The organism is Streptomyces sp. NPDC053076, assembly GCF_044546845.1.
Classification (GTDB): domain Bacteria; phylum Actinomycetota; class Actinomycetes; order Streptomycetales; family Streptomycetaceae; genus Streptomyces.
Genome location: NZ_JBITZL010000006.1, coordinates 236,720 through 257,332, shown reverse-complemented (window position 1 = coordinate 257,332; position 20,613 = coordinate 236,720). Strand labels below are relative to the sequence as shown.

20 protein-coding genes and 1 pseudogene are annotated in these 20,613 nt (G+C 72.4%); 6 read left to right on the top strand and 15 right to left on the bottom strand.

Annotated elements, in window-relative coordinates; translation table 11 throughout:
• Positions 1 to 85: 85 nt before the first annotated feature.
• Entirely contained in the window at positions 86 to 2,395 is a 2,310-nt protein-coding gene (locus ACIGYR_RS25190; RefSeq protein ID WP_399596957.1) for a glycoside hydrolase family 3 N-terminal domain-containing protein, read from the top strand.
• Positions 2,396 to 2,591: 196 nt separating this feature from the next.
• Here ACIGYR_RS25190 and ACIGYR_RS25185 read toward each other — a convergent pair whose 3' ends face one another.
• From ACIGYR_RS25185 to tsaB, 4 genes are read right to left on the bottom strand one after another with little or no spacing between them, the layout of a single operon-like run.
• A complete protein-coding gene (locus tag ACIGYR_RS25185; protein ID WP_391839849.1) occupies positions 2,592 to 2,849 on the bottom strand; it encodes a hypothetical protein in 258 nt (85 codons plus the stop codon).
• Positions 2,846 to 3,931 carry a tRNA (adenosine(37)-N6)-threonylcarbamoyltransferase complex transferase subunit TsaD gene (tsaD, locus tag ACIGYR_RS25180; RefSeq protein ID WP_391839847.1) on the bottom strand — a complete coding sequence of 362 codons (1,086 nt, stop codon included), beginning with the start codon at positions 3,929 to 3,931 and terminating at the stop codon, positions 2,846 to 2,848. The genes ACIGYR_RS25185 and tsaD overlap by 4 nt, the downstream gene beginning before the upstream one ends.
• On the bottom strand, positions 3,924 to 4,463 hold the full coding sequence (rimI, locus tag ACIGYR_RS25175) for a ribosomal protein S18-alanine N-acetyltransferase (protein ID WP_399598589.1): 540 nt from the start codon (positions 4,461 to 4,463) through the stop codon (positions 3,924 to 3,926). Before rimI ends, tsaD begins: the two co-directional genes overlap by 8 nt.
• Before the next feature lie 29 nt (positions 4,464 to 4,492).
• Positions 4,493 to 5,149 carry a tRNA (adenosine(37)-N6)-threonylcarbamoyltransferase complex dimerization subunit type 1 TsaB gene (gene tsaB / locus ACIGYR_RS25170; protein ID WP_391839845.1) on the bottom strand — a complete coding sequence of 219 codons (657 nt, stop codon included), beginning with the start codon at positions 5,147 to 5,149 and terminating at the stop codon, positions 4,493 to 4,495.
• Between the two features lie 113 nt (positions 5,150 to 5,262).
• On the opposite strand from tsaB, the gene ACIGYR_RS25165 reads away from it, so the two are divergent.
• Positions 5,263 to 5,820, top strand: a complete 558-nt coding sequence (locus ACIGYR_RS25165) for a hypothetical protein (protein ID WP_391839843.1) — start codon at positions 5,263 to 5,265, stop codon at positions 5,818 to 5,820.
• Between the two features lie 155 nt (positions 5,821 to 5,975).
• Here the strand turns inward: ACIGYR_RS25165 and ACIGYR_RS25160 are convergent, their stop codons facing one another.
• The 7 genes from ACIGYR_RS25160 to ACIGYR_RS25130 form a co-directional block, all read right to left on the bottom strand.
• Positions 5,976 to 6,146, bottom strand: coding sequence for a hypothetical protein (locus ACIGYR_RS25160; RefSeq protein WP_399596950.1), 171 nt, complete (start codon positions 6,144 to 6,146; stop codon positions 5,976 to 5,978).
• A gap of 123 nt (positions 6,147 to 6,269) precedes the next feature.
• A complete protein-coding gene (gene tsaE / locus ACIGYR_RS25155; RefSeq protein ID WP_399596948.1) occupies positions 6,270 to 6,818 on the bottom strand; it encodes a tRNA (adenosine(37)-N6)-threonylcarbamoyltransferase complex ATPase subunit type 1 TsaE in 549 nt (182 codons plus the stop codon).
• Positions 6,778 to 8,043 (bottom strand): alpha/beta fold hydrolase, encoded by a 1,266-nt coding sequence (locus ACIGYR_RS25150; RefSeq protein ID WP_399596945.1) that lies wholly within the window; start codon positions 8,041 to 8,043, stop codon positions 6,778 to 6,780. Before ACIGYR_RS25150 ends, tsaE begins: the two co-directional genes overlap by 41 nt.
• Positions 8,044 to 8,174: 131 nt before the next feature.
• Positions 8,175 to 9,335 carry an alanine racemase gene (gene alr / locus ACIGYR_RS25145; RefSeq protein ID WP_399596942.1) on the bottom strand — a complete coding sequence of 387 codons (1,161 nt, stop codon included), beginning with the start codon at positions 9,333 to 9,335 and terminating at the stop codon, positions 8,175 to 8,177.
• A gap of 59 nt (positions 9,336 to 9,394) precedes the next feature.
• The gene (locus ACIGYR_RS25140) at positions 9,395 to 10,312 is read right to left on the bottom strand and encodes a L,D-transpeptidase family protein (protein WP_399596939.1); all 918 of its coding nucleotides are present in this window, start codon (positions 10,310 to 10,312) and stop codon (positions 9,395 to 9,397) included.
• Between the two features lie 159 nt (positions 10,313 to 10,471).
• Complete coding sequence (locus tag ACIGYR_RS25135) at positions 10,472 to 11,989, bottom strand: NAD(P)H-hydrate dehydratase (protein ID WP_399596936.1); 1,518 nt, start codon at positions 11,987 to 11,989, stop codon at positions 10,472 to 10,474.
• A gap of 54 nt (positions 11,990 to 12,043) precedes the next feature.
• Entirely contained in the window at positions 12,044 to 12,415 is a 372-nt protein-coding gene (locus ACIGYR_RS25130) for a holo-ACP synthase (protein ID WP_391839833.1), read from the bottom strand.
• A gap of 64 nt (positions 12,416 to 12,479) precedes the next feature.
• Between ACIGYR_RS25130 and ACIGYR_RS25125 the strand changes: the two genes are divergently transcribed.
• A complete protein-coding gene (locus ACIGYR_RS25125) occupies positions 12,480 to 13,262 on the top strand; it encodes an SDR family NAD(P)-dependent oxidoreductase (RefSeq protein WP_399596934.1) in 783 nt (260 codons plus the stop codon).
• A gap of 114 nt (positions 13,263 to 13,376) precedes the next feature.
• Entirely contained in the window at positions 13,377 to 13,727 is a 351-nt protein-coding gene (locus ACIGYR_RS25120) for a hypothetical protein (RefSeq protein WP_399596931.1), read from the top strand.
• Between the two features lie 54 nt (positions 13,728 to 13,781).
• Here the strand turns inward: ACIGYR_RS25120 and glmS are convergent, their stop codons facing one another.
• Positions 13,782 to 15,629, bottom strand: coding sequence for a glutamine--fructose-6-phosphate transaminase (isomerizing) (glmS, locus tag ACIGYR_RS25115; protein WP_399596928.1), 1,848 nt, complete (start codon positions 15,627 to 15,629; stop codon positions 13,782 to 13,784).
• Positions 15,630 to 15,800: 171 nt separating this feature from the next.
• Here glmS and coaA point away from each other — a divergent pair, with 171 nt between their 5' ends.
• Together coaA and ACIGYR_RS25105 are read left to right on the top strand one after the other, a co-directional pair.
• Complete coding sequence (gene coaA / locus ACIGYR_RS25110) at positions 15,801 to 16,769, top strand: type I pantothenate kinase (protein ID WP_399598586.1); 969 nt, start codon at positions 15,801 to 15,803, stop codon at positions 16,767 to 16,769.
• 23 nt (positions 16,770 to 16,792) lie between these two features.
• A pseudogene (locus tag ACIGYR_RS25105) lies at positions 16,793 to 17,721 on the top strand (DUF389 domain-containing protein).
• Between the two features lie 91 nt (positions 17,722 to 17,812).
• On the opposite strand, the gene glmM reads toward ACIGYR_RS25105, so the two are convergent.
• The 3 genes from glmM to rplM all read right to left on the bottom strand — a co-directional run bounded on the left by glmM (position 17,813) and on the right by rplM (position 20,388).
• Positions 17,813 to 19,171, bottom strand: a complete 1,359-nt coding sequence (gene glmM / locus ACIGYR_RS25100; protein ID WP_391839825.1) for a phosphoglucosamine mutase — start codon at positions 19,169 to 19,171, stop codon at positions 17,813 to 17,815.
• A 218-nt stretch (positions 19,172 to 19,389) separates the two neighbouring features.
• Positions 19,390 to 19,902 carry a 30S ribosomal protein S9 gene (gene rpsI, locus ACIGYR_RS25095; protein WP_161162943.1) on the bottom strand — a complete coding sequence of 171 codons (513 nt, stop codon included), beginning with the start codon at positions 19,900 to 19,902 and terminating at the stop codon, positions 19,390 to 19,392.
• Positions 19,903 to 19,944: 42 nt separating this feature from the next.
• A complete protein-coding gene (gene rplM / locus ACIGYR_RS25090; protein WP_030345455.1) occupies positions 19,945 to 20,388 on the bottom strand; it encodes a 50S ribosomal protein L13 in 444 nt (147 codons plus the stop codon).
• Positions 20,389 to 20,613: the final 225 nt, after the last annotated feature.

The window sequence follows — 20,613 nt, the reverse complement described above, 5'->3', positions numbered from 1 at the left end:
GGTTCCCGGAACATTCGAGGTGTTTTTCGAAACATTCGACAGCCGTTGACCGGCCCGTTCGATCCCGACCACCGACGGGAGTTCCATGACCACCGCTCCTTGGCGCGACCCCGCCCTGCCCGCCGACGCCCGCGTGGCCGACCTGCTGTCCCGGATGACCCTGGAGGAGAAGGCGGCCCAGCTGTACGGCGTGTGGGTGGGCGCCGCCACGGACGGCGACGGAGTCGCCCCCCTCCAACGGGAGATGACCGCCGACCACGACTGGGACGAGCTGATCACCCGCGGCCTCGGCCAGCTGACCCGGTCCTTCGGTACCGGCCCCGTCGACCCCGGCACCGGGGCGCGGGCCCTGGCCCGGGCGCAGCGCCGGATCGCCGCCGCGAACCGCTTCGGCATCCCGGCCGTCGCCCACGAGGAATGCCTGGCCGGCTTCACCGCCTGGCAGGCGACCGCCTACCCGGTCCCGCTCGCCTGGGGCGCCTCCTTCGACCCGGAGCTGGTCGAGCAGGTGGGCCGCCGCATCGGCCGGGACCTGCGCGCGGCCGGGGTGCACCAGGGCCTGGCCCCGGTGCTGGACGTGGTCCGCGACCTGCGCTGGGGGCGCGTCGAGGAGACGATCGGCGAGGACCCGTACCTGGTCGGTACGGTCGGCACGGCCTACGTGCGCGGTCTGGAGTCGGCCGGTGTCATCGCCACACTCAAGCACTTCGCCGGGTACGCGTCCTCGGCGGGCGCCCGGAACCTGGCCCCGGTGCGGGCGGGCCGACGGGAGTTCGCGGACCTCACCCTGCCGCCGTTCGAGATGGCGCTGCGCGAGGGCGGTGCCCGCTCGGTGATGGCGGCCTACACCGAGACCGACGGTGTGCCCGCCTCCGCCGACCCGCGGCTGCTGACCGAGCTGCTGCGCGAGGAGTGGGGGTTCACCGGCACGGTGGTGGCCGACTACTTCGGCATCGGCTTCCTGCGCACCCTGCACCGGGTCGCGGCGGACGAGACGGAGGCGGCGCATCTGGCCCTGGCCGCGGGCATCGACGTCGAGCTGCCGACCCTGAGGTGCTACGGCACCCCGCTGGTCACCGCCGTACGGGAAGGCCGCGTCCCGGAGTCCCTGGTGGACCGCGCGGCCCGCCGCGTCCTGCTCCAGAAATGCGGGCTGGGCCTGCTGGACGAGGACTGGCGGCCGGAGCCGGACGGCCCGCTCGACCTGGACTCGGCGGAGAACCGGGCCCTCGCCCGGGACCTGGCGGAGGAGTCGGTGGTCCTGCTGGACAACCCCGGCGGCCTGCTCCCGCTGGCACCCGGTACCCGGATCGCGGTCGTCGGTCCCCGCGCGGCGGACCCGCTCGCCATGCTCGGCTGCTACTCCTTCCCCTCCCACGTGCTCACCCACCACCCCGAGGTCCCGCTCGGCATCGACATCCCCACCGTGCTGGACTCCCTGCGCGCCGAGCTGCCGGACGCCAAGGTGACGTTCGCGGAGGGCTGCGGGGTGTCCGACCCGGACACCGGCGGGTTCGCGGAGGCGGTGGCCCGGGCGGCGGAGGCGGACGTGTGCGTGGCGGTGCTGGGCGACCGCGCGGGCCTGTTCGGCCGCGGCACCTCGGGCGAGGGCTGTGACGTGTCGGACCTGCGACTGCCGGGCGTCCAGGCCGACCTGCTGGACGCGCTCGTGGCGACGGGCGTCCCGGTGGTCCTCGTGCTGCTCACCGGCCGCCCCTACGCCCTGGGCCGCTGGCACGGCCGGCTCGGCGCGGTGGCGCAGGCGTTCTTCCCCGGCGAGGAGGGCGGCCCGGCGGTGGCCGGGGTGCTGTCCGGCCGGGTGAACCCCTCCGGCCGCCTCCCGGTGAGCGTGCCGCGCCTGCCCGGCGGCCAGCCCTGGACCTACCTCCAGCCCCCACTGGGCCTGGCAGGCGAGGTCAGCAGCCTGGACCCGACCCCGCTGTACCCGTTCGGCCACGGCCGCTCGTACACGGAGTTCACCTGGGAGGACTTCGCGGGCTCCGCGGCCGAGATCTCCACGGACGGCTGGTACGACCTCTCCCTCACGGTCCGCAACACCGGCGACCGCGCGGGCACCGAGGTCGTCCAGCTCTATCTCCACGACCCGGTGGCCTCGGTGACCCGCCCGGACGTCCGCCTGATCGGCTACCGGCGCCTCGGCCTGCTCCCGGGCGCCGCCCGCCGTGTGACCTTCCGCTTCCACGCGGACCTGGCGTCCTTCACGGGCCGCACGGGAGTCCGGGTGGTGGAACCCGGCGCGCTGGAACTGCGGGTGGGCCCGTCGAGCGCCGAGGTACGGCACCGGGCGCGGTTGCGGCTGACGGGGCCGGTACGGGTGGTCGGGGGCGAGCGGCGGCTGCACTGCGAGGTCAGGCTGTCCGAGGGAGCGGACTGAGCCACCGACGAGAACACCCCGCCTCCGGATGACCGGGGCGGGGTGTCGAGTGGAGCGCCGGGCAGGCCTTGCACCTGCATCTCCCCGCAGGAAGCGGGACGTCTTTCCTTGGACCACCAACGCACTGCGTCCGGGCCGGTGTTCCGGCCGTTCGCTGTGTGATGATCATAGCGCAGTCGGACCGGAATCCTCAACTTCAGGCGTCCGGCACCTGTTCGAAGCGCCACCGGTGCACCGCACGGGTCACCAAGTCACTGCCCGGCTCGGGAAGTTCGGGCAGCTCGGCGTCGTACGGCGCGTTCCACCACGTGATGACCAGCACCCGGTCCTGCGGCGCACGGAAGGTCTCGCGCCGCAGCGGCTCCGCGGGGAGCCGCTGTTCCCGCGCCCAGGACAGCAGCTCCGCGCCCCGGCCCTCGGCCGCACGCGCCTCCCACATCAGCGCGACCGTCACGAGTACAGGTTGTCCTTGCTGACCTCGTGCACATGGTCGTGGCCCGGGACGTGCGGGTCGGTCACCGGCAGGGAGGAGTCGGCCGACAGGTCCCAGCTGGAGGCGGACCGGTTGCGGGCGACCATCTCGGCGCCCAGCGCGGCCACCATCGCACCGTTGTCGGTGCACAGCTTGGGGCGCGGCACGCGCAGGCGGATACCGGCCGCCTCGCAGCGCTCCTGGGCGAGGGCGCGCAGCCGGGAGTTGGCGGCCACACCGCCGCCGATCATCAGGTGGTCCACGCCCTCGTCCTTGCAGGCGCGGACGGCCTTGCGGGTGAGCACGTCGACCACGGCCTCCTGGAAGGACGCGGCCACGTCACGGACCGGAACCTCCTCGCCGGCCGCGCGCCTGGCCTCGATCCAGCGGGCCACGGCGGTCTTCAGGCCGGAGAAGGAGAAGTCGTACGCCGGGTCACGCGGACCGGTCAGGCCGCGCGGGAAGGCGATCGCCCCCGGGTCGCCCTCCTTGGCGTACCGGTCGATGACCGGGCCGCCGGGGAAGCCCAGGTTCAGCACGCGGGCGATCTTGTCGAACGCCTCGCCGGCCGCGTCGTCGATGGTCGCGCCCATCGGACGGACATCGGAGGTGATGTCCGACGACAGCAGCAGGGACGAGTGGCCGCCCGACACCAGCAGGGCCATCGTCGGCTCGGGCAGCGGGCCGTGCTCCAGCTGGTCCACGCAGATGTGGGAGGCGAGGTGGTTGACGCCGTAAAGGGGCTTGCCGAGGGCGTAGGCGTACGCCTTGGCCGCCGAGACGCCGACGAGCAGGGCGCCCGCGAGGCCGGGGCCCGCGGTGACCGCGATGCCGTCCAGGTCCTTGGCGCTGACTCCCGCCTCCTTCAGCGCACGGTCGATGGTCGGGACCATCGCCTCCAGGTGCGCCCTGGAGGCCACCTCCGGTACGACACCGCCGAAGCGGGCGTGCTCGTCGACGCTGGAGGCGACGGCGTCCGCCAGCAGGGTGGTGCCGCGGACGATGCCGACGCCGGTCTCGTCGCAGGAGGTCTCGATGCCGAGGACGAGGGGTTCGTCAGTCATTGGTGTCGGTTCCTTGTACTGGGGAAGAACCCGCGGCGGAGCCGCTGTCGGATGCCGCGGAGCCGTTGTCGGATGTCGCGGTGCCGCTGTCGGGTCCTGTGGTCAGGCGCATCACCAGGGCGTCCACGTTGCCGGGCTGGTAGTAGCCGCGCCGGAAGCCGATGGGGACGAAGCCGAAGCGCTCGTAGAGCTTCTGGGCACGGACGTTGTCGACCCGGCATTCGAGCAACACCTCGTGGCACTCGAACGCGGTCGCCGCCCGCAGCAGTTCGGTCAGCAGACGGGCGCCGAGGCCGGTGCCCTGGTGGTCGCGGGCGACGGCGATGGTCTGGACGTCGGCCTGTTCGCCGGAGGAGACGAGACCGGCATAACCGACGATGCGGTCGCCGGTCTCGGCCACCAGATAGCGCCGGGTGGCCTCGGGGCCCCGGGCGTGGGCCAGTTCGGACCAGAACATGCCCCGGGACCAGGCGTCCTCGGGGAACAGGTCCTTCTCCAGCTCCAGGACCGGGTCGATGTCCCACCAGCGCATCTCGCGCAGTCGGGGGGGTGCCGGCTGTGTCACTTGGGGGTGACCACCTTGTAGTTCTTGGGGACCTGGGCGTCCGGGCGGCGCAGGTAGAGCGGCCGGGGCGCGGACAGTTCCTCGCCCGCGGCCAGTCTTTCCGCCGCGAGCGAGGCGAGGGCGGCGGCGGACACGTGCTCGGGCTCGTGGGCGCTCGGGAACGTGTCCGGGTAGAGCAGCGCGCCGGCGCCGACCGCCGGGAGCCCCGCGACCCGCTCGGCGATGTCCGCCGGACGGTCGACGGCCGGATCGGTCAGCCGGGTCCGGGAGTCGGCGTACGTGGCCCAGTAGACCTCCTTGCGCCGGGCGTCCGTCGCCACGACGAAGGGGCCCTTCTCGATGTCGGCGGCGTAGGCGAGGCCGTCCAGTGTGCACAGGCCGTGCACCGGGACCCCGAGCGCGAGGCCGAAGGTGTCGGCGGTCATCAGGCCGACGCGCAGACCGGTGTAGGGGCCGGGCCCGGTGCCGACGACGATCCCGGTGACGGCCTCCAGCTTCAGCCCGGCCTCGGCGAGGACCCGGTCGACGGCCGGCAGCAGCAGTTCCCCGTGCCGGCGCGCGTCCACCTGGCTGGAGGAGGCGATGACGTCCGTGCCGTCGTGCAGCGCGACGGTGACGGCGGGTGTGGCGGTATCCAGAGCGAGCAAGAGCACGCGAACAGCCTACGGCGCCCGCGGCTCGCGCATGGCCGACCTGGACGGAGGGTCACCGACTGCTACGGTCGGCACCAAGTACGACATATGGTGCGAAACGGAGGTGGGCGCAGGTGGCAGGGACCAGCTCGGGGATCGTGGCCGGCCTCACCGCGGCGGCCCTGGGAACGGCCGGTTTCCTTGCCTACCAGGCCCAGGCGACCGTCCCGGCGAGCCTGCGCGGCGGTCCGGCGGCGAGCGCGTCCGCGGCGGTCGCGAAGAAGGCACCCCGGGACCGGGACAACCCGACCGCCCTGCCGGGCAACTCCGGAACGGGTGAACGGGTCGTGTACTCGGTGGACGACGACCGGATCTGGCTGGTCGCTCCCGGCGACCGGGTGCAGCGGACCTTCCCGGTGCGCCCGGGCAGCGTGGACCCCCCGCCGGGCATCTACTGGGTCACGTCCCGCTCGAACGCGGCCACCGGAACCGACGGGCTGCCCGTCGAGCACGTGGTGCGGTTCACCAGCGTGGACGACGTGGTGATCGGGTTCAGCGCGGCGGTGAACAGCGACTCGGGCACGATGGCCGACCCGAGCGTGAAGACGGGCGGCATCCGGGAAGGCCGGGCGGACGGCGACGCGATGTGGCAGTTCGCGACGATCGGCGTACCGGTCGTCGTGATCCGCTGAGTCTTCCCTTGATCAACTGCCGACGCGTGTCACCGACATCCCGGGCCGGCACACCAGGGCCTTCCCCCGCACACCAGGGCCTTCCCCCGGGACCGGACCGGCTCCGGGCGGCCGTGCCGCCCGCGCGACGGCGGCGGACTCCGGACGACCGGGCGTCAGGCGGCGCGCGGCTGTTCGCGGGCGGGTCCGGGGGCCTGTCGCGGGGGCTCCGGGGCCCGTGGCGGCCGGGAGACCGCGTCCGCCGCCACGCACGACGCCAGCAGGTCGCGCATGGACACCCCGGCGGGCACGGCGGGCCGGGACTCCGCGGGTCGTGCTGCGGGCATGGACGCCTCCTGAGCCGCGGGGGCGGGCGTGGTTAGGTACACCTAACTACGGGCTGGGTACCATGTCACCACGCCCGGGACGTCCTGCGCAATATGGTGCCGACAGCTTGTCGGTACAAGGTCTCAGCCGGTCAGCGTCTCCAGGCCGGCGTCGGCCCAGCGCTCCCCCAGACCGGTCAGGGTCACGTGCCGTACCTCGTCGGTGCCCGCGGGTTCCGGGGTGTCCCCCGATGCCGCGTCCCCGACGGTGCGGTGGATGACGACCTGGAGCCGGTCCTCGGTCAGCTCCTCGACCTTGCCCTCGCCCCACTCCACGACGATCACCGAGTCGGGCAGCGAGACGTCGAGGTCCAGGTCCTCCATCTCGTCCAGGCCGCCGGCGAGCCGGTAGGCGTCGACGTGGACGAGGGGAGGGCCGTCGCCGAGGGACGGGTGCACCCGGGCGATGACGAAGGTCGGCGACGTGACCGCGCCACGCACGCCGAGTTCCTCGCCGAGCCCGCGGGTCAGGGTGGTCTTGCCGGCGCCCAGTTCCCCGCTGAGCATGACGAGGTCGCCCGCGCGCAGCAGCTTGGCCAGTCGGCGGCCCAGCTCCCGCATCTGCTCGGGCGAGGTGATCGTCAGCCGGATCTCAGCGGCCTCGTGCGCTGCTGGTGCTGCTGGTCGTTCCATAGCCACTTACGGTAGCCCCTGCCGGGACCGCACCCGCGCGGGTGAGCAGGTCGGCGAGGCGGTCGGTGACCACTTCCGGGTGCTCCAGCATCACCAGGTGCCCGGCGTCCGGCACGAGCACCAGCTCGGCCTCGGGCAGCAGGTCGGCGATGGCCTCACTGTGCTCGCTGGGCGTGACCAGGTCCTGCACCCCCGCCAGCACCAGCACCGGCATGTCCTGGAAGCAGGCGAGCGCCTCGGTCTTGTCGTGGTCGGTGAAGGCCGGGTAGAACTCGGCGACCACGTCGATCGGCGTGGACTCGATCATCCGCTCCGCGAACCGCTCCACCGCCGGGTCGATGTCCCGCCCCGCGAACGAGTACCGCTTGATGATCCCGGCGAACAGGTCGGCGGTGGCCCGGCGCCCCTTCTCCACCAGCTCCGCCTGCTGTCCGAGTGCCTTCAGCACACCGGGGAGGATCCGGCGCACCGCGTTGACGCCGGCCACCGGGAGCCCGAAGTTGACCTCGCCGAGCCGCCCGGACGACGTCCCCACGAGGGCGGCGGCGACGACCCGGTCCCGGATCAGCTCGGGGTACTGGGCGGCGAGGGCCATCATCGTCATCCCGCCCATGGAGTGGCCGACCAGCACGACCGGCCCGTCCGGTACCGCGGCGTCCAGGACGGCCTTCAGATCGCGGCCGAGCTGGTCGATGGTGAGCGGCACCCGGTTCTGGGTCTGGTCCACGCCCCGCCCGGAGCGCCCGTGACTGCGCTGGTCCCAGTGCACGGTGCGCACGACCCCGCGCAGGGCGGCCCGCTGGAAGTGCCAGGAGTCCTGGCTGAGGCAGTAGCCGTGGCAGAAGACGACGGTGACCGGGGCGGGCGCCTTGCGGCCGAAGAGCCGGCGCCGGCGGGGTGAGACGTTCGGGCCGGGGTCGGGCTCGACCTCGTCGACCTCGTAGTACAGCTCGGTGCCGTCGTCGGCCTGGGCCTTGCCGGGGGTGCCGCGCAGGGTGCCGTACGGCCCCGCCGAGTCCAGCGCCAGCCGGGCCTTCCTGCGCATCCCGCGGCCGACCGTCATCCGTTCGATGGCGACGCCGGCCGCCGCGCTCGCGGCGAGCACGCCTATCGCGGCACCGGCGATGCCGGTCGCCTTGCGCCAGCTCCCGGCCGTCGCCCCCGCGGCGGAGGCGACGGCCGCCGCGGCGACGTCCGCCACGGCCTCCGCGCTGCTCTCGCTCACGTACCGCTCCTCTTCGCCGTACTGCAGTTCGCCTGGTGGATGAGACGGGTGATACCGCCGTGCAGTTGCGTGACCGGTGTCACGGTGCTCCGGGCCGCCCCCCGGTACCGGCTACCCGACTTCTTGCCCGTTCACATAGATGCGTTCACATAGACGCGCGGAACGCGTGTTCCGATGCGCGTGACGATCTCGTACGCGATCGTGCCGCACGCCTGCGCCCAGTCCTCGGCCGTGGGCTCCCCCCGGTCGCCGGGCCCGAACAGCACGGCCTCGGTGCCCGCCGGGGGCTCGTCGCCGCCCAGGTCCACCACGAACTGGTCCATGGCGACCCGCCCGGCGACCGTCCGCCACTTGCCGTCGACCAGCACCGGGCCGGTGCCCGAGGCGTGCCGCGGGATGCCGTCCGCGTAGCCGACCGGTACCAGGCCGAGGGTGGTCTCGCCGGGGGTGACGTAGTGGTGGCCGTAGCTGACGCCGTGTCCGCCCGGGGCGTGCTTGACGAGGGCCAGCGAGGCGCTGAGCGTCATCACCGGGCGCAGCCCGAAGTCCGCCGGGGTGCCGAGCTCCGGGCTGGGCGAGACGCCGTACATGGCGATGCCGGTGCGGACCAGGTCGAAGTGGGTCTCGGGCAGGGTGAGGGTGGCCGGCGAGTTGGCGATGTGCCGCACCTCGGGCCGTACGCCCTGCCCCTCGGCGTAGGCCGTCAGCTCCCGGAACCGGTCGAGCTGGGCGGCGATGGAGGGATGCCCCGGTTCGTCGGCGCAGGCGAAGTGGGACCACAGTCCGGTGATCCGGACGAGTCCCTCGGCCTCCGCGCGCAGCGCCGCGCCGACCAGCTCGGGCCAGTCCGCCGGCTGGCAGCCGTTGCGGCCGAGCCCGGTGTCGGCCTTGAGCTGCACGCGCGCGGCCCGGCCGGCCGCCCGGGCGGCGGCGGTGACCTCGCGCAGGGCCCACAGCCCGCTCAGCGAGACGTCGATGTCGGCCTCGATCGCCTGCCGCCAGGGGCCACCGGGCACCCACAGCCAGCACAGGACGGGCCCGGACAGGCCGGCGGCGCGCAGTGCGAGCGCCTCCTCGGCCGTGGCCGTGCCGAGCCAGCTCGCGCCCGCCTCCAGGGCGGCGCGGGCACACGGCACCGCGCCGTGGCCGTACGCGTCGGACTTGACGACGGCCATCACGGCGGCGCCCTTCGCCCGGGCGCGCAGGGCCCGCACATTGGCGCGCAGGGCACCCAGATCGATCTCGGCGCGGGCGCGCAGGGCGGCGGTCGGCACAGCTGCTGTCTCACTCATCGCGCCCCCAGTGTCTCAGAGGCCGCCGACAGCCCCCCGGCACCGCCCCCCGCGGACCCTCAGCCGCCCGGACGCCGCCCCCACACGTAGACCTTGTCGCCCTTCTTCAGCACGCCCCACAGCTTGCGCGAGTCACCGAGCTCGAGGTTGACGCAGCCCATGGAGCCGACGGTGGTGTGGATGCTGCCGTAGACGGCGTGGAATGCCTGGCCGCCGTCGAAGAACTGGGCATACGGCATGGGCTGGTTGTACAGCGTCGACCAGTGGTTCTTGTGCCGCCAGTAGACGGTGTGCCAGCCCTTCCGGGTGACGTGCCCCTTCCGGCCGCTGCGCATCGGCACCGGCCCGAACACCACTGTGCCGCCCTTCTGCACCCAGGTCAGCTGCCGGTCCAGATCGACGCAGGCGACCCGGTAGGACCGCACCGGGCACTTCTTGGCGGCGTTCGGGTTCTTCCTCGCCGAGAGCAGCATCATGGTCGACCAGGTGACGGGCCCGGCGAACCCGCTGGCGGGCTTGATGCCGTGCTTGGTCTGGAACGCCCGGACGGCCTTGCAGTCGGCGGCGGACTGCCTCCCGTCCACCTTCAGCTTCAGCCACCGCTCGACCTGGCGCTGGTAGGGCCCGGTCTGCTTGCTGCACGTCACCTTGGCGACGGCGTCCCCCAACGGCACGTACTCGACGAGGTCGTACGTGCCCGGCGCCGCGTCCTTCGGCTCGACGGCGTCCTCCGCCTTCGTCGGCGTGTACACCTTCGGCGCCAGCGCCTGGTCCGGGGTGTCGATCTGCCAGGGCTGGGCGGGTCCCGGGGGAACGCCGGGGACGAGGTCGGCCAGGGGCACGGGGGCGGGCGGTTTCGGGGCGGCCGGGCGCGGGGCGGTGGACACGGCGGCTGCGGCGGTGCCGCCCGCCGGGAACGCGGTCGCGGCGGCGAGCAGCACCGCGAGGCTTCGGCCTGCGACACGTCTGCTGATCATGTGATCAGCCAAACGCCGGGGGCATTCGGAGCGGGGATGCCGCGCGGGCCGGGTCACCCGTTCGCTCCCCCGACACCGCACGTCCTCACTCCCTCAGCACCGCACCTGGCTCGCCCCTCAGCACCGCACTTCCCTCACTCCCGCAACGCCGCATGTCCCTCACTCCGCCACGCCGCACCTGCCTCGCCCCCCCTCAGCGCCGCACTTTCCTCGCTCCCTCAGCACCGCGCCTGCCCCGCTCTTTCCGTGCCCGACGTCCCTCCAAGCCCGCGGGATGTGTGACGCCACGTCATGCGCGCCCACCGGTGCGCCGTCGGCCGCGAACCGGCCCGCCAGCCCGTGCAGGTACGCCGCCACGCTCCCCGCGTCCACCGCCCGCAGCCCCGCCGCCAGCAAGGACCCGGACAGCCCCGACAGCACGTCCCCGCTGCCCGCCGTGGCCAGCCACGGCGTCCCCGTGGCGTTCACCCGCACCGCTCCGCCGCCGGAGCCGGCGACCAGTGTCGTCGACCCCTTCAGCAGCACCGTCGCCCGGTACACCGCCGCCAGCTCCCGCACCGCGGCCAGCCGGGCGCCCTCGACCTCCTCCCGCCGTACCCCCAGCAGCGCGGCGGCCTCCCCCGCGTGCGGAGTCATCAGCGTCGGTGCCGTACGCCGCCGCACCGCGTCCCGTTCGGCCAGGCGCAGCCCGTCCGCGTCCAGCAGCACCGGCACGTCCGCCTCCAGCACCTCGGCCACGGTCGCCGCGTCGTCCCCGGCGCCCGGCCCGACCACCCACGCCTGCACCCGCCCGGCCTTGGCGGGCCCGGCGTCGGAGACGAGGGTCTCCGGGAAGCGCGCGAGGACCGCGTCCGCGGCCGGCCCGACGTACCGTACGGCCCCGGCCCCGCCGCGCAGCGCCCCGGACACGGCCAGCACGGCGGCCCCCGGGTACCGCGCCGACCCCGCGGCGATCCCGACGACCCCGCGCCGGTACTTGTCGCTCTCCGCCACCGGCGTCGGCAGCAGCCGTGCCACGTCCGCGTGTTGCAGGGCCTCCAGCTCGGCGTCGGCGGCCGGCGGTTCCAGCCCGATGTCGACGAGCCGCACCACCCCGGCGTACTCCCGCGCGGGATCCACCAGCAGCCCGGGCTTGTACGCGCCGAAGGTGACGGTCAGGTCGGCCCGCAGCGCGGCGCCCCGCACCTGCCCGGTGTCCGCGTCGACCCCGCTGGGCAGGTCGACCGCGACGACGGCGGCGGCGGACCGCGCCACCACGTCGGCGAGCCGCTCGGCATCCGGCCGCAGGCCGCCCTTGCCCCCGATCCCGACGATCCCGTCGACCACCAGGTCGGCCCCCGGGATCAGCCCCTCGGCGGCATCCGTGGCGGCGACCGTGCCGCCCGCCCGCCGCAGGGCGGCCAGTCCCCCGGCATGGGCCCGGTCGGGCGTCAGCGGCACGGCCGTCACCCCCGCGCCGCGCCGGGCCAGCCGGGCCCCCGCGTACAGGGCGTCCCCGCCGTTGTCCCCGCTGCCGACGAGCAGCACCACCCGGCTGCCGTACACCCGCCCGAGCAGTTCGGCACAGGCGGCGGCCAGTCCGGCGGCGGCCCGCTGCATCAGCGCGCCCTCCGGCAGCCGCGCCATCAGCACCCGTTCGGCCGCCCTTACCGTCTCCACGCTGTACGCAGTACGCATGGCACCGAGTCTGCCCCGGAACCCCCACCGCCCACACCCCGGACCATCGCCCGGTCAGCCCTCGGCGACCACCACGGCCGAGGCCACGCCCGCGTCATGACTGAGCGACACATGCCAGGACCGCACGCCCAGCGCCGCGGCCCGCGCGGCCACGGTCCCGCTCACCCGCAGCCGTGGCTGCCCGGTGTCCTCCACGTACACCTCGGCATCGGTCCACTGCAGCCCCGGCGGCGCGCCCAGCGCCTTCGCCAGCGCCTCCTTAGCGGCGAACCGGGCCGCCAGCGAGGCGTAACCGCGCCGCTCCCCGCTGGGCAGCAGCAGCTCAGGCTCCACGAACAGGCGGTCGGCCAGCCCGGGCGTCCGCTCCAGGGACGCCCGGAACCGGTCGATTTCGGCGACGTCGATGCCCACCCCGATGATGCTCATGCGCAGCACCCTACGACCCGGGAGAGCAGGGTCCCCCCGACACCACGTCACCTACGCTTCGGGCATGACCTCATCGCGTGCCTATCTCTCCGACCTCTTCTCGCTGGACGACCGGGTCGCCGTGGTGACCGGGGGAAGCTCCGGCATCGGGCGGGCCGTCGCGGGGGCGCTGGCGCGGGCCGGGGCACGGGTCGTGGTCGTGGCCCGGAAGAAGGAGGAACTGGTCGCGACCGTTCAGGAGTTGACGGGCGACGGGTGCCGGGCGGCCTGGGTGAGCGGCGATCTGAGCACCCGTGACGGGGTGCGCGCGGCGGCCGCGGAGGCGGCGGCCGTCTTCGGGGAGCCCGACATCCTCGTCAACTCCGCCGGGATCAACCTGAGGCCGCCCATGAGCGAGCTGGGCGAGGACGTGTGGGACACCACCATGGCGGTGAACCTGGAAGCCCCCTTCCTGCTGGGACAGCGGTTCGGGCCCGGCATGGCCGAGCGGGGCTTCGGGCGGATCATCCACATCACCTCCCAGCAGGCGCACCGCGCCTTCGTGCAGAGCGGCGCCTACGGCGTCTCCAAGGGGGCGCTGGAATCCCTGGCCCGCTCCCAGGCCGAAGCCTGGTCGCCGCACGGTGTCACCTGCAACACCCTGGTGCCGGGCTTCGTGATGACCCCGCTCAACGCGCGGCTGTCGTCCGACCCCGAGCGGGTGGCGGCCCTGGCCGCACGCACGATGACCGGCCGCAACGGCATCGCCGAGGACTTCGCCGGCGCCGCGGTGTTCCTGGCGAGCCGCGCCTCCGCCTACGTCACGGGCCAGTCGATCCACGTGGACGGCGGCTTCTCCGTCCACTGAGCACTCGGGCCCGACCACCCCAAGATCATGAGAGGGCCGCTCGCAGTAGTCTTGCTCGCGACCGGTGATCCGTCTCGCGGCGGACGCCATCGCACACAACGGGAGGACACCGCCTTGAAGTTGAAGTCTCTGGGTACCGCGCTCACCACCGCGGCCCTGATCGGTACGGCCCTCACCGGCGCCGTCGCCACCGCCGGCACCGCGTCCGCGGCGAGCCTGCCGCACGACTGCAGCAAGGCGATCGTCAACGTCAAGGCCAAGGAGACCGTCAACGTCCGCACCTCGCCGAAGACGACCGCCACGGCCGTCGGCATCTGGGGCAAGGGCAAGAAGGGCGCGGTCTGCAACGACGGCAAGGCGTACAAGGGCGGCTCGTACAAGGCATGCGGCAAGTCGAGCAACCTCTGGTACTACGGCGGTGACAAGAAGACCGGCTGGGTCCCGAAGACCTGCATCAACTGGTGACCTCCTGACCGGTGACCAAGGGGCGGACGGCACCGGGCCGTTCGCCCCTCGCGCTTATTCCACCGTCACCGACTTGGCCAGGTTCCGGGGCTGGTCCACCTCGTTGCCGCGGGCCGTCGCCAGCTCGCACGCGAACACCTGCAACGGCACCGTGGCCACCAGCGGCTGGAGCAGCGTCGGCGTGACCGGGATGCGGATCAGATGGTCGGCGTAGGGGACGACCGCCTCGTCGCCCTCCTCGGCGATCACGATCGTGCGCGCGCCCCGCGCCCGGATCTCCTGGATGTTGGACACGATCTTGTCGTGCAGGACGGACCGGCCACGCGGCGACGGTACGACCACCACCACCGGCAGGTCCTCCTCGATCAGCGCGATCGGTCCGTGCTTCAGCTCGCCCGCGGCGAAGCCCTCGGCGTGCATGTACGCCAGTTCCTTCAGCTTGAGCGCGCCCTCCAGGGCCACCGGGTAGCCCACGTGCCGGCCGAGGAAGAGCACCGTGTTCTTCGACGCCAGGGTCCGCGCCAGCTCCCGTACCGGCTCCATGGTCTCCAGGACCCGCTCGACCTCCTCCGAGATACGGGACAGGTCCTTGATGACGGCCTGGATCTCGTCACCCCACTTGGTGCCCCGCACCTGGCCCAGGTACAGGGCGACCAGGTAGCAGGCGACCAGCTGGGTGAGGAACGCCTTGGTCGAGGCGACGGCCACCTCGGGGCCCGCGTGCGTGTAGAGCACCGCGTCCGACTCGCGGGGGATCGTCGAGCCGTTGGTGTTGCAGATCGCCAGCACCTTGGAGCCCTGCTCGCGGGCGTGCCTGAGCGCCATCAGGGTGTCCATGGTCTCGCCGGACTGGGAGATGGCGATCACCAGGGAGCGGCCGTCCAGGATCGGGTCCCGGTACCGGAACTCGCTCGCCAGCTCGACCTCGCACGGGATGCGCGTCCAGTGCTCGATGGCGTACTTGGCGATCAGGCCGGCGTGGAAGGCCGTACCACAGGCGACGATGACGACCTTGTCGATCTCGCGCAGCTCCGTGGGGCTGATCCGCACCTCGTCCAGGGTCAGCGAGCCGGACGGATCGATGCGCCCGAGCAGGGTGTCGGCGACCGCCTTGGGCTGCTCGGCGATCTCCTTGAGCATGAAGTAGTCGTAGCCCCCCTTCTCGGCCGCCGAGGCGTCCCAGTCCACGTGGTACGAGTGGACGTCGGCCGGGCTGCCGTCGAAGCCCGTCACGGTGACGCCGTCACGGCGCAGCTCCACCACCTGGTCCTGGCCCAGTTCGATCGCGGAGCGCGTGTGGGCGATGAACGCGGCGACGTCGGAGGCCAGGAACGCCTCCCCCTCACCGACGCCCACCACCAGCGGCGAGTTCCGGCGGGCGCCGACCACCACGTCCGGCTCGTCGGCGTGCACCGCGACCAGTGTGAACGCGCCCTCCAGCCGGCGGCACACCAGCCGCATCGCCTCGGCGAGGTCCCCGCTGGAGGAGAACTCCTCGGCCAGCAGGTGGGCGACCACCTCCGTGTCCGTCTCGGAGTTCAGCTCGTGCCCCCGCTCGGCCAGTTCCGCGCGCAGCACCGCGAAGTTCTCGATGATGCCGTTGTGGACCACCGCGACCCGGCCCGCGTTGTCCAGGTGCGGGTGCGCGTTGCCGTCCGTGGGACCGCCGTGCGTGGCCCAACGCGTGTGACCGATGCCGGTCGAGCCCGTCGGCAGCGGCCGGTCGGCCAGCTCCTTCTCCAGGTTGACCAGCTTCCCGGCCTTCTTCGCAGAGGCCAGTCCGCCGTCCGCCAGCACGGCGACACCCGCCGAGTCGTACCCCCGGTACTCCAGCCTCTTCAGCCCGGCCATCACGACATCGAGCGCCGACTGCGACCCCACGTATCCCACGATTCCGCACATGTTCGGCAGCCTACGGGCCGAATGCGATCGGAAACGGCTTCCGCCTGCCCGAAATCGGAAATTCCCACCGCCGCACGAAGGCCCGCGACGACGGTTCGCGCGTGACGGACCCCACCCGCCGTGCCGTTCAAACTCCGTTAACAATGGACTGTGATCTCACAGGTCTCCTCGATGCCCCGGAGCGCCCACCGGCACAGGCCGGAGGCGACTCCCTACGTCGACCTCACCCGTGCCGAGTGGAGCGCGCTGCGCGACAAGACACCCTTGCCGCTCACCGCCGAGGAGGTGGAGAAGCTCCGCGGCCTCGGCGACGTCATCGACCTGGACGAGGTGCGGGACATCTACCTCCCGCTCTCCCGGCTCCTCAACCTCTACGTCGGCGCCACGGACGGACTCAGAGGGGCGCTGAACACCTTCCTCGGCGAAAAGGGCTCCCAGTCCGGCACCCCCTTCGTCATAGGAGTCGCCGGCTCCGTGGCCGTGGGCAAGTCCACGGTGGCCCGTCTCCTCCAGGCCCTGCTCTCGCGCTGGCCGGAGCACCCGCGTGTGGAGCTGGTGACGACGGACGGCTTCCTGCTGCCCACCCGGGAGCTGGAGGCGCGCGGCCTGATGTCCCGCAAGGGGTTCCCCGAGTCCTACGACCGCCGGGCCCTCACCCGTTTCGTCGCCGACATCAAGGCGGGCAAGAGCGAGGTGTCCGCGCCGGTCTACTCCCACCTCATCTACGACATCGTGGCCGAGGAAAAGCTCACCGTCCGCCGCCCCGACATCCTGATCGTGGAGGGCCTGAACGTCCTCCAGCCCGCCCTGCCCGGCAAGGACGGCCGCACGCGGGTCGGTCTCGCCGACTACTTCGACTTCAGCGTGTACGTCGACGCCGGCGTCGACGACATCGAGCGCTGGTACCTCAACCGCTTCAAGAAGCTGCGCCAGACGGCCTTCCAGGACCCGAACTCCTACTTCCGCAAGTACACCGAGGTCTCCGAGGAGGAGGCCGTGGACTACGCCCGCACGCTGTGGCGGACCATCAACAAGCCGAACCTGGTGGAGAACATCGCCCCGACCCGGGGCCGGGCCGGCCTCATCCTGCGCAAGGGACCGGACCACAAGGTCCAGCGACTGCGGCTGCGCAAGCTGTAGCCGCACCTGTTTGGATGGGCGCCATGCTGCATCTGCGCCTGATCACCCCGGCGAACCGGACCGACGAGGTGGTCCGTCTGATCGAGAAGACGGTCGGCACCACTCACCTCGTCGTCCTGCCGGGCGCCGCCCGCGACCCCGCCGGTGACCTCGTCCTGTGCGACGTGGCCCGCGAGGCGGGGGACGAACTGATCGCCGGGCTACGGCGCCTGGGCCTGGACGACACCGGCTCGATCGCCGTCGACACCATCGACCTCTCCCTGTCCCGGCGCGCCGACAGGGCGGAGGCCGAGGCGCCGGGCGAGGGCGCGGACGCGGTGCTGTGGGAGGGGCTGACCGACGCGACCCACGAGGAGTCGACGCTCTCGTTCACCTACGTCGCGTTCATCACGCTGGCCACGATGATCGCGGCCTGCGGTGTGGTGCTGGACAACGCCGTCCTGATCGTCGGCGCGATGGCGGTGGGACCCGAGTTCGGTCCGCTCGCCGGCATCTGCACGGCCCTGGTGCAGCGTCGACCACGCCTGGCGTGGCGCTCACTGATCGCGCTGCTCGTGGGCTTCGCGGCGGCGATGGCGGTGACGGCCGGCTTCAGCGTGTTCATGGACGCGGTCGGCCTGTTCAGCAAGGCACAGCTGGAGGCCGACCGGCCCAACACCGGCTTCATCTACGCCCCGGACTGGTTCTCGCTCGTCGTGGCGGTGCTCGCCGGGATCGCCGGCACCCTGTCGCTGACGTCCGCCAAGTCGGGCGCCCTGGTCGGCGTCGCATCTCCGTGACGACCGTGCCCGCCGCCGCGAACGCGGCCGTGGCCCTGGTGTACGGCGACACCCACCAGACCGCGCGCTCGTCGGAACAGCTGCTGCTGAACCTGCTCGGCATCATCGTCGCCGGGACGCTCACCCTGCTCGCCCAGAAGTACTTCTGGGCGCGGCAACGGCAACGCGCCTGAGGGGAGCGCGGGGAACCTCGCGACCGGTCACGACCGACCGGCGGCCCGCGACGTGCGGTCCCCGCCCTCCCGGAACCGGAGCTGTCCGGAACTATCCGAGGGCCGACTTCACCGCGTCGGCGAGCCGCCCGGCGACCGCACGGGCCTGCTCGATGTCCGCGGCCTCGACCATCACCCGCACCAGCGGCTCGGTCCCCGAGGGACGCAGCAGCACCCGCCCGGTGTCCCCCAGCTCCCGCTCGGCCTCGGAGACCGCGGCGGCGAGATCCGCGGACGTCTTCACCCGCGACCTGTCCACGTCCGGCACGTTGATCAGCACCTGCGGCAGCCGCTCCATGACGGAGGCGAGCTCGCGCAGCGTCCGGCCGGTCTCGGCGACCCGCGCCGCCAGCAGCAGCCCGGTCAGCGTGCCGTCGCCGGTCGTCGCGTGGTCGAGGATGATCACGTGCCCGGACTGCTCGCCGCCGAGGGCGTACCCGTGCTCCTTCATCTCCTCCAGGACGTACCGGTCACCGACGGCCGTCTGCACCAGCTGGATCCCGGCCTTCTCCATCGCCAGCTTGAAGCCCAGGTTCGACATCACCGTGGCGACGACCGTGTCGGCGCGCAGCTCGGAGCGCTCCCGCATGGCCAGCGCGAGCACGGCGAGGATCTGGTCGCCGTCGACCTCCTCACCGGTGTGGTCCACGGCCAGGCAGCGGTCGGCGTCACCGTCGTGCGCGATGCCGAAGTCCGCGCCGTGCTCGACGACGGCGGCCTTCACCTTGCCGAGGTGGGTCGAGCCGCAACCGTCGTTGATGTTGAGCCCGTCCGGCTCGGCACCGATCGTGACGACCTGGGCGCCCGCCCGTGCGAACACCTCCGGCGAGACCCCCGAGGCCGCGCCGTGCGCTTCGTCCAGGACGATCTTCAGGCCGTCGAGCCGGTTGGGGAGCACCGACAGCAGATGGGCGACGTACTGCTCGAAGCCCTCGCCGTACGACCGGACGCGGCCGACGCCGGCACCCGTCGGCCGCTGCCACGGCTCGCCGTGCCGGTGCGACTCGTACACCGCCTCGATCCGGTCCTCCAGCTCGTCGGCGAGTTTGTGGCCGCCGCGGGCGAAGAACTTGATGCCGTTGTCCGGCATGGCGTTGTGGCTGGCGGAGAGCATCACACCGAGGTCGGCGCCGAGTGCGCCGGTCAGGTGCGCCACCGCGGGCGTCGGCAGCACGCCGACGAGCAGGACGTCCACGCCCGCGCTGGCCAGGCCGGCCACCACCGCGGCCTCCAGGAACTCCCCGGAGGCACGCGGGTCCCGCCCGACCACGGCCGTCGGCTTGTGGCCCTCGAAGGTGCCCGCCTCGGCCAGCACGTGTGCCGCGGCGACGGAGAGGCCGAGCACCATCTCGGCCGTCAGATCCGCATTGGCGACACCGCGCACGCCGTCCGTGCCGAAGAGTCGTCCCACTTGTCCTCCTGAGGAAGCATCGATGTCGGAAGCGGACGGGCGCCGCGTCGGGTGGCGGACGCCCCCGCATCCGATCACACAAGCCTTTGAGCGTCTTGTGTCGTTATACGCCCTTGGCTGGGATAAACGAACGCCCCGGGGGCACATGTGGCGTGCCGCCGGGGCGTTCGGAGTACGCGGGGCCGAAGCCCGTACCGCGTACGAGCAGGCAGCGAAGCTTAGCGCTTGCTGTACTGCGGAGCCTTGCGGGCCTTCTTCAGACCGGCCTTCTTGCGCTCGACCGCACGGTCGTCGCGCTTGAGGAAGCCGGCCTTCTTCAGCGGGCCACGGTTGTTGTCGACGTCGGCCTCGTTCAGCGCACGGGCGACACCGAGACGGAGCGCACCGGCCTGACCGGAGACACCGCCACCCGCGATGCGGGCGATGACGTCGTAACGGCCCTCGAGCTCGAGCACCTTGAAGGGCTCGTTGACTTCCTGCTGGTGCACCTTGTTCGGGAAGTAGTCCTCAAGGGTGCGACCGTTGATCTTCCACTTGCCGGTGCCCGGGACGATCCGGACACGGGCGATGGCGTTCTTGCGGCGGCCCAGGCCGGCGGCCGGCTGGGGCTCGCCGAAACGGGACGCCATCGACTCCGAGGTGTACTCGCCCTCGACGGGGACCTCGGACTCGGTGGTGTAGCTCTCGATGTCGATCTCTTCGATCGGCTGCTCGGCAGTGGTCTCGGCCACGATTCTCCTCAGATTCTGTTCAGTCTTAGGGGGTGGCCGGACTTACTGCGCGACCTGGGTGATCTCGAACGGCACCGGCTGCTGGGCAGCGTGCGGGTGCTGGTCACCCTTGTAGACCTTCAGCTTCGAGAGCATCTGACGGCCCAGCGTGTTCTTGGGGAGCATGCCCTTGACGGCCTTCTCGATGGCCTTCTCGGGGTTCTTGTCGAGCAGCTCGTCGTAGCGGACGGAGCGCAGACCACCCGGGTAGCCGGAGTGGCGGTACGCCATCTTCTGGGTCCGCTTGTTGCCGGACAGGTGCACCTTGTCGGCGTTGATGATGATGACGAAGTCACCAGCGTCGACGTGCGGCGCGTAGATCGGCTTGTGCTTGCCCCGCAGGAGGGTGGCAGCAGTGGTGGCGAGACGGCCCAGGACAACGTCCTGAGCGTCGATGACGTGCCACTGGCGCGTCACATCGCCGGGCTTGGGGCTGTACGTACGCACGGTTCGTAGCCTTCGCTTCGAGTGAATGGTCCTGAACAGGTCACCGAAACGATCACGACAGCCCTGACCGCACCGCGGTGACGCAACCGCGTGCTGATCGCTGGTCATCGGCCCGGTGGACCGGTGTAAGGGCCCGTCCCGTGAGAATGAGCAAGCCAATACACAACGAAGAAGCAGGTTACCTGTAGGGGCCCGGACGGGTCAAAACGAGGCTCTTCCCCCTCA